Annotated in this window: 2 protein-coding genes; both read right to left on the minus strand. The window is 38.2% G+C overall.

Annotated features, from left to right (window positions below; translation table 11 throughout):
- Positions 1–330 precede the first annotated feature (330 nt).
- The gene (locus tag F6K13_RS24385; protein WP_124146527.1) at positions 331–1,917 is read right to left on the minus strand and encodes an NAD(P)/FAD-dependent oxidoreductase; all 1,587 of its coding nucleotides are present in this window, start codon (positions 1,915–1,917) and stop codon (positions 331–333) included.
- Positions 1,918–2,409: 492 nt separating this feature from the next.
- A complete protein-coding gene (locus F6K13_RS24390; protein WP_124146528.1) occupies positions 2,410–3,201 on the minus strand; it encodes a class II aldolase/adducin family protein in 792 nt (263 codons plus the stop codon).
- Positions 3,202–3,442 lie beyond the last annotated feature (241 nt).

The raw sequence follows: 3,442 nt of genomic DNA on the forward strand, positions 1-3,442 counted from the left end.
GTTAGAAGAAATTCTGTTTGAGCGTTGTCAAGTTCTTTTAACACAGCAATTTGCAATCAAGGCTATAACCCAGTACCATTGGTGGCCGAAAATTCAGGTTTAATTACTCCGATGCTACCGGATTTGAGATCATAAGTCCGTTCGATTTACAACTTCTTCTCACTTAGATTAATGTGAGTTCGAGGGAGTCTAAAACCCTCATTCTTTACTATTAAGGCTAGAATAGTAGGAAATTCCCTCGGGTACAGTTTCTGAATTAAGTTGTAAAATCTCTATACTAGGTATACTTACCATCTTTATTTCCATAATTTAATTTAATGAGTTGCAATTCTAGAATTTTTCTAGAATTTTCATCGCTGCATTATGCCCTGGAATTCCACTAACGCACCCACCCCGTTTAGCTCCAGAACCACACAAGAAGATATTATCAAAGCCAATCTCCACGCCCCACATTCCCCGTTCTTCCTCTGATTCTACAAAAGGCCACGAAAGAGATTGATGGAAGACATGACCTGTGGGAATGCCCACTTCTCGTTCCACGTCCACTGGAGTCGCAATATCAACACAAAGTTGACCATTTTCATCCCGCGCTATACAATCTTTTATGGGATCTAATAAATATTGATTTACCCCATTAAGATACCTCTCCAATACTTTCTGTTTCTCTGTTTGATTGTCTTTAACAAATAAGCTATAAGGCATTTCCAACCCAAATAAAGTTAGGGTCTGATAACCTTCTGCTCTCAGAGATGGGGAAAGGATAGAATCATCTGTTAAACTATGACAATAAAACTCCCCTGGAGGATGTTCTGGTATCATTCCTTCACAAGCCATTTTGTAGCTCTCAATGATGTTTTGATAACCCTCGTTGACGTGGAATGTTCCAGTAAATGCTTCTACAGAATCGTAATCTGCTTTCAAACGAGGTAACTTCCTTAAAACCATATTAATTTTGACAAAAGATCCTTCATCTTTGGGATCGTTGGGAGGATTATACCCACTCAACAGTTGCGAAAGTTTTTTCGGGGCAAGATTAACTAAGACATATTTTCCACTGATATAGCTTTCTTGGTTATTATGTTGAAACTTTACGGTGGCTTGCTCTTCTTCTGGCTCTATTTTTGTAACTTCAGCATGGTTGAGTATCTCCACACCATTTTTTTTGCATTGAGCAACAAGTTCCTCTGTCAGTTTCCCCATACCACCCACTGGAACGCACCAATCTCCTGTACCATTGGCAATAATATGATAAAGAAACGTCCGATTCTGTTGTAAGGAAGAGTCATGGGGATGGGTAAAGGTGCCAATCGTTCCATCTGTGAATACTAAACCCCGCACCAAATCACTTTGAAAGAATTCTTCAATAGCAACTCCCAAGGGTTGCTCCATAAATAGCTGCCAGGCTAGCTTTTCTTCTTCTGTTTGAAAAAGCTTTTTAATTTCTTCTCTAGTCTGCATCGGTTCAAGCAATGAATGCCAAAGATGCTTTCCTAGAGATTTTTGTAATTGATGGAATTTGAAATAGTTTTGGTACTCTTCTGAATTTCCGGTGAGTTGTTCAAAAGATTTCTTAGTAATTGCTTCATCACTATTACTAATCAGTAAACCTTCATGCTTTCCATCTTTTTCGTATGGAGTAAAGGAAGCAGGATTTCTTTGTCGGAATTTAAAATCTAAATCTAGATCTGAGATAATTTTTTGTGGCAGCATTCCCACTAGATAAGCATAAACTGAGAGTTTCGCTTCAATACCCGGAAATAGTTGGCGGGAAACAACTGCTCCTCCTACTTTATCGTGTTTTTCTAGAACTAAAACAGATTTACCCGCTTTGGCAAGATAACAGGCTGCAATTAGTCCATTGTGTCCACCACCGACGATAACAACATCGTAGTTTTTTTGTATGTTTGAATATGGCATGATTTTCTCTACTTATTGGGTAATTTCAGTTATCAGTACCTCTGGCTCAACCCAGAAGCTTGAAATAATGAACCAAATATTTTTTTAATTCCTTTAAAAGGGAAGGCTTTATATAGAATCCGGGTAATTACTATAGCTTGCGTCATTGCGACTGGAACGGAGTGGAAGCAAGCAATCTCCGTGTACCCCTGAGATTGCTTCCTATCGTCGCTGCGGACGACTGTTCAACCGGATTCTATACGGCGGATGTCAAGTCAGTTAGGTACACCTGTCACAGGCATCTTGCCTGTGTTACAAAGGTATTATCTTTAACATTTGTACCTCACTATCCTTGAAAATGCTATATTATATCATGTCCGGATAATCAGTGATCAAAAAACCTTTTCCCTTCTAACCTTTTCTTTCCTTCTGCCTCCTGCCTCCTGCCTTCTGCCTTACCTCCTCCAAAGTATAAGTATTCAACTGGACATGATATTACACCTTATTTTTTGGTCAAATATCAATATAGGAAGGATCTAGCCGATTAAGCAAACGGCGATTAGCTTCCCATACGAGTTGGAATTCTTTGTTGTCCTGTAGGAATGGACCCTCGAACTGCTTTGCTGTATGTTCGCAAATCTCAGGTGATGGTATAATCGGTTTGGCGTTGCTATTTAACACATTAACCTGAATTTCGCAAGCCTTATTCAGGTAGTACATATAGTAAAATGCCTCTGCAACTGTTTCACCTACAGTTAAAAGACCGTGGTTACGGAGGATTAAACATTTCTTGTCTCCCAGAGATGCCACAAGTCTTTCTCGCTCATCAAGGTCAAGTGATATTCCCTCATAATCATGGTAGGCAACTCGATTATAAAATTCCATAGAAATTTGGTTAAGAGGCAACAAACCTTCTTCCATCGCCGCAACTGCCATACCACTAACAGTATGGGTGTGGATGATTGCATGGGCGTTAGGGCAACCTAAATGAATAGCACTGTGTATCGTAAATCCTGCTGGATTTACTTCCGCATCTGCCGAATTAATTTTGTTGCCATTTGCATCCACTGGAACCAAATTTGATGCACATATTTCGTCAAACATCATACCATAAGGATTAATGAGGAATATTGGTGGCTCCTCTTTAATGCGCACGGAAATATGGGTGTAGATCATGTCTGTCATCCCATAGTAGTGAATCAAGCGGTAAGCAGCAGCAAGATCGATGCGCAAATTTCGTTCTTCTTCGGAATAAAAGCGAGTTATGGGATTATTTAGGTTAGAACTTTTTGTCTTGACATTCATGGTTTAGTTTTTTTATATTTTCATTAATTTAGTAGTTACCAAAGAATTAATAATTAATAATTAATAATTAAAGAATTCAGGTTTAAAATCTTCCCTTTTAAGGGAAAAAAGACAATATTTATTATATTCAATCCTCTCGGTTTTAACCAGAGGTAATTATCAATTATCAATTATAAATTAATAAAAAAAAATAAACCATGAATATCAGATCGGAAGAAAACAAAAATTAACTCATAACAAC

The organism is Okeania sp. SIO2B9, from assembly GCF_010672505.1.
GTDB classification, from domain to species: domain Bacteria; phylum Cyanobacteriota; class Cyanobacteriia; order Cyanobacteriales; family Microcoleaceae; genus Okeania; species Okeania hirsuta.

Excerpts from the sequence above, each read along its gene's own strand:
- F6K13_RS24385 (WP_124146527.1), bottom strand. The coding sequence starts at position 1,917 with ATGCCATATTCAAACATACAAAAAAACTACGATGTTGTTATCGTCGGT.
- F6K13_RS24390 (WP_124146528.1), bottom strand. The coding sequence starts at position 3,201 with ATGAATGTCAAGACAAAAAGTTCTAACCTAAATAATCCCATAACTCGC.